The organism is Streptomyces sp. NPDC059564 (assembly GCF_042735575.1).
In the GTDB taxonomy this organism is placed as follows: domain Bacteria; phylum Actinomycetota; class Actinomycetes; order Streptomycetales; family Streptomycetaceae; genus Streptomyces.
Window position 1 is genome coordinate 1 of sequence record NZ_JBHWBP010000457.1, and the last position, 5,312, is coordinate 5,312.

Here is a 5,312-nt window from a genome sequence, read left to right on the forward strand (position 1 = left end):
CGAGGTCAACAGCCGGGCCGGAGGCCCGCCCACGCACGGACTTGAGGCCCGGTACGGCCCGCGGGCCGTACCGGGACTCTTTTCCGTGCCGGCGCGCCGCTCAGGAGGCGGAGCGCACCACGGCCTGCTCGCGCGGGCGCGGGACGTCCTGGGCCGGAACGCGGGGGCGGGCGGGCCGCTCGGGCTGCGGTACGGGGCTCAGGAGGCGGGCCTGGAGCTGCTTGAGCTCCAGGGAGGGCTCCAGGCCCAGTTCCTCGGCGAGCAGCCGCCGGACGTTCTGGTAGGCCTGGAGGGCTTCCGCGCGCCGGCCCGCGGCGCCCAGCGCGCCGATGAGCTGGCTGTGGAACCACTCGTTGAGCGGGTAGTCGTTGATGAGCTTGCGCAGCTCGGGGATGGACTCGCGGTGCCAGCCGAGCTGTTCCTCGCAGGCGATGCGGATCTCGAACGCCCGGATGCGCAGCTCCTCCAGGTGCACGACGTGTCCGGCGAGCAGGTCGCCCGCGGGGAAGTTGGACAGGGCGGGCCCGCGCCACAGGTCGAGCGCCTCGCGCACGGTCCGCAGGGCGGTCAGGGCGTCGCCCTCGCTCAGCTCGCCGCGCGCCTGGGTGACGAGTCCCTCGAATATCCGGATGTCGATCTCGGAGTCGTCGGCGTGGATCGAGTAGCCGGGCGGGCTGGTGACGATCAGCGGGCGGCCGGCGGGCGCGAGCGCCTCGTTCGTGAACATCCGGCGTGCGTGGTACACGTACGTCTGGAGCGTCGTGACGGCGCTGCGCGGCGGTTTCTCGCCCCACAGCTCCTGGATGAGTGCGTCGGCCGTCACGATCTCCTTGGGCCGCGTCAGCAGCAGCGCCAGCGTCTGGCAGACCTTGGGGGTCCCCGGCCGGTAGGTCCTGCCGTCGTCCGTGACGATCTCGAAGGGTCCAATGAGATTGAAACGCATGGGTGATAACTCCTCGTCAGCAGAACAGCGGCAATTTCCGAACGGTCGTCGACGGAGTTGGGAATGCGATGGGCAATCCGCCTGAATTATAAGAAGTCTCTTCCAGTCCTCAGATGCACGTCAACCAGCCATATGTCAGAGCGTCGTCAACTTGCGTCAGAATTCGGAATCCTATTCACAGATTCCTGCGGAAAAGGTCCGGAAATGCAAAAACACGGCCGCCCCGCCGGATTTCTCCGGCGGGGCGGCCGCGTTCACTGGACCGGCTCGCGACTACTCTCCGAGCAGGTACCGGATGTGCTTGACCAGCTCGCCGATGTCCTCGCGCAGCAGGCTGTAGTGGTCGGCGTCGAGGTCGATGACCGTCGGCGGCTCGGCCGAGTAACCGCTGCTGTTCTCAAGGAACGAGTAGTCGTCGCCGACGGCCTTGAAGATGCTGATCGGCGCCTGGAGGGTGCGCTCGGCCAGCTCGCGGAACGAGTACTCGAATTCGTAGGTCTGGCCCACGACCGAGATGATCCGCTTGGCGAGGTCGACGTCGATTCCCTTGAGCTCGCTGATGAACTCGGCGAAGGACGCCTCGTCCGTCACGGTCTCCAGGCACTTCTCCAGGTCCGGGCCGGAAATGGTGCCGGTGAACACCGAGAAGAGGATCGTCGTGTAGGCGCGGTTGGCGAAGGAGGCCTCACGGCCCCACTCCTTGCCGTTCTCGGCGCGCACCTTCGGCGAGCCCGGGGCGATCAGGAAGAGGTTGTCGACCTTCTCGCCCGCCTGCTCCAGCTGGAAGGCGGTCTCGAAGGCGACGCGGGCGCCGAAGGAGTAGCCCCACAGGGTGTAGGGGCCCTTCGGCTGGAGCTCCTTGATGGCCTCGATGTCGGCCTTGGCCATCTCCGTGATGGTCGCGTACGGGGCCTCGCCCTCGTTGATCCCGTGCGCCTGGATGCCGTAGAACGAGCGGCCGAGGCCGATCTCGCCGGCCAGGCTGCGCAGGTTCATCGGGTAGCCGCCCAGGCCCGGCCAGCACAGCACCGGGCGGTCCTTGCCGGTCTCGGCGTGCAGGCGCACCAGGCGGGAGGACTCCTGCGCGACCTCGCGCTCGAGGCGGCGGGAGAGCTTCTCGACCGTCGGGGACTCCAGGACGCTCTGCAGCGGCAGGGAGACGCCCAGGCGCGAGTTGAGCTCGCGGATGAGGCCGACGGCGATCAGCGAGTTGCCGCCCGACTCGAAGAAGTCGTCCTGGACCGAGACGCTCTCGCGGCGCAGGGACTTGGCCCACACCTCCGCGATCTCCTTCTCGGTCTCGGTGCGCGGGGCGACGAAGGGCCGCTCCACGAGCTCGGCGTTGACCTGGTCGGAGGCGGCGAGCGCCTTCGCGTCGATCTTGCCGTTGGCGGACAGCGGGAGCCGCTCGAAGACCACGACCCGGTTCGGGATCATGTAGTCGGGCAGGAAGCTGACGAGGTCGTCGCGGATCAGCTCCGCGGGACCGCGCATGTGGACGCTGTCCTCGCGCATGCCCTCGTGGCCGAGCTGCTCCTCGCTGACGCGGCCGCCGACGAAGAAGTACGACGGGCCGCTGTCGACCCCGGCCGCGTTCAGGACGGAGTCGATCCGGCGGGAGGCGGGCAGCGGGTTGCCGGTCTTGGAGCTGTAGCCCGAGGACATGAAGCCCAGGCCCAGGCCGTTCATCATCAGGTGCTGGAGCTTCTTGCCGAGGGTGACGTAGTGCAGCCACTCCTCGGGCGCCCGGCTGATCACGCTGATGCCGAAGCTGGCGGCCTCGTACACCGACTGGTTGATCGCGATGACGTGCTTCTTGAGGACGACGTCGTCCGAGAAGCGGGTGAGGGCGCCGTCCGCGTAGCGGTACTGGCCCGCCGGGAGGTTCGCGACCTTGCCGCCGTGGGTCTGGACGTACACCTCGGCGTGGTCCTCGCGCGGGCCCGTGTGCGGGACCAGCTCGAAGGTGCCCAGGTAGAAGTCCTCCTCGGGGACGTCCAGCTGTTCGCGGACGGCCGGCTCGAAGGCCAGGTCGCGGATGTCCAGGCCGTAGGCCGGCAGCACCTGCTCGAAGAGGCCGACGATGTGGCCGGTCTCGATCTCCAGGACTTCCTGGATGTTGTTCTTGTAGACCGGCTCGATGCCGCCCTTCTTGCCCATGAAGTGGATGCGGGCGGTGGCCTTGCCGGTGGCGGCGCGCTCGCTGATCAGGACGAGCTGGTGGCGGACCGGCTGGTAGTAGTAGTAGCCCGGCTTCAGCGAGCCGACGCCCTCCAGCTCGAAGTACATCTGCGTCGCGTACAGCGCGCCCGGCGAGGCGTAGCCGTACTTCGGCAGCAGCCGCTCCTCGCTGACGTACTGGCCGAACCAGCGCAGGATCTGGCCCAGTTCGGCGGGGGCGAGGTCGGCGGACTTGCGCGAGTACGCCGAGGGGACCTTCGCGCCGAGGAGCGAGAGCAGGTCGGCCTCGGTGACCGCGCCGCCCTCGTAGAAGCGGTACGTCTTGCGGGCGAAGACCCGGCTGCGCTGCTCGGGGGTCGGCTGGGCGCCCGGCAGGTCGAAGGTGTCGCGGCCGGCCAGCTCGGAGTCGTCGCGCAGGCCCGGGTTGGACAGCTGCGCCTTGACCTGGAGCTTGCTCTTCTTCGAGGCGTGGTGGGAGCCGTGGTTGCCCTGGTCCATCAGGGCGGCTTCCTTCTCGCTCAGCTCGACGCAGGCGATCAGGTTCTGGAAGCCGGTGCGGCCGTCGTTCTTGACGATGACCGCCGCGTTGCGGACCCAGTCGTGGTTCTCGATCGCCAGGGATATCTCGTCCAGCTCGACGCGGTAGCCGCGCAGCTTGACCTGGTTGTCGGCGCGGCCGGCGAACTGCACGGTGCCGTCCGCGTTCCACTGGCCCAGGTCGCCCGTCTTGTACAGGCGGACGGGTCCGGCGCCCTCGGCGACCTCGATCTCCAGGAAGCGCTCGGCGGTCAGGTCGGGGCGGTGCAGGTAGCCGCGCGCCAGCTGGCCGCCGGCGATGTACAGCTCGCCGATCTCGCCGACGCCGACGGGCTTGAGGTCCTCCCGGCCCAGGATGTGGTACTGGGTGTCGGCCACCGGGGCGCCGATGGAGATGGACTGCGGTCCCTCCTCCAGGGCAGCCGGGTCGACCACGAACGAGGACGAGTTGATGGTGGTCTCGGTCGGACCGTAGACGTTGATCAGGGCGCGGCCCGGCATCTCCTGCGTGACCTGGATCGCGAGGAGGCGCGAGAGCGCCTCGCCACCGCTGAAGATCTGCTGCAGGGAGACGCACTGGTCGAACTTCTCCGTGTCGAGCAGGCCCTGGAGCAGGGTCGGCACGCACTGCACGGTCGTCACGCCGTACTTGACGATGGTCTCGATGAGGCCCTCGGGGTCGGCGTAGACGCCGGGGGCGCCCATGACGACGGTGGCGCCGTTGGCCGGGGAGAGGATCTCCCACTGGGCGGCGTCGAAGCTCATCGGGGTCTTCTGCAGGATGGTCTTGCCGCGGTCGATCCCGTAGGTCTCGCGCAGCCAGCCGAGCTGGCTGACGATGCTGTGGTGCTCGATCATCACGCCCTTCGGCTTGCCCGTGCTGCCGGAGGTGTAGATGACGTACGCGAGGGTGTCCGGGCGGGCGCCGTCGGCGACGGGCGCCTCCTGCTGCCCCTCGGGCAGGAGGAAGGCGTCGGAGTCGCGCAGGGTGACGACGGTGACGTCCGCGGGCGCGAGTTCGCGCAGCCGGGACACCAGCCGCTGCTGGGCCAGGATGATCTTGGCCTGGCTGTTCTCGATCATGTAGCGCAGGCGGTCCTCGGGGTACTCCGGGGACAGCGGCAGGTAGGCGGCACCCGCGGTCAGGATGCCCCACGCACCCACCATCAGGTCGATCGACGGCTCGACGAAGAGGCCGACGCAGTCGTCCGCCGCCACGCCCAGGTGTCTGAGGTACGCGGCCAGGGCGGAGCTCTTGGACGCGAGCTGGCGGTAGGTCAGTTTCTCGTCGCGGTAGACGACGGCGGTCGCCTCGGGGTGCTCGGCGACCCGGTCGGCGAGCAGGCCGGGCAACGTGGTGGTACCGCGCAAGGTGGGCTCGAGCACGCTGGTCTCCTGAAGAGTCATTTCCCGCTTCCTTACGTTCCGTTGTCGAGCAGCGGGCGCACACACGCCCCCGCGACCGGGCCTGCGGTCGAGCGATGGGCCCGGGTGTGCGACCTCTCACCCCTGCGCGTGGGGGGCGGTGTCCGCCCGTGGGGCGGACACCGCGCCCGCGGGGAGGGGCGGTGGGCGGGGGGGCGCCCCCCCCGGGGTAACCGACAAAACCGGGGCGCAAGAACAGAGGCACACCCCCCCCGCCAAACAGTAC

The 5,312-nt window shown here is 69.2% G+C and carries 2 protein-coding genes; both read right to left on the minus strand.

Annotated features, from left to right (window positions below; genetic code table 11):
- Positions 1–100 precede the first annotated feature (100 nt).
- Entirely contained in the window at positions 101–943 is an 843-nt protein-coding gene (locus ACFV0Q_RS38100) for a BTAD domain-containing putative transcriptional regulator (RefSeq protein WP_385012200.1), read from the minus strand.
- A 273-nt stretch (positions 944–1,216) separates the two neighbouring features.
- Positions 1,217–5,068, minus strand: a complete 3,852-nt coding sequence (locus tag ACFV0Q_RS38105) for an amino acid adenylation domain-containing protein (RefSeq protein WP_385012203.1) — start codon at positions 5,066–5,068, stop codon at positions 1,217–1,219.
- Positions 5,069–5,312: the final 244 nt, after the last annotated feature.

What these genes read in the sequence shown, in the direction of transcription:
- ACFV0Q_RS38100 (WP_385012200.1), bottom strand. Translation starts at nt 943, where the DNA reads ATGCGTTTCAATCTCATTGGACCCTTCGAGATCGTCACGGACGACGGC.
- ACFV0Q_RS38105 (WP_385012203.1), bottom strand. Translation starts at nt 5,068, where the DNA reads ATGACTCTTCAGGAGACCAGCGTGCTCGAGCCCACCTTGCGCGGTACC.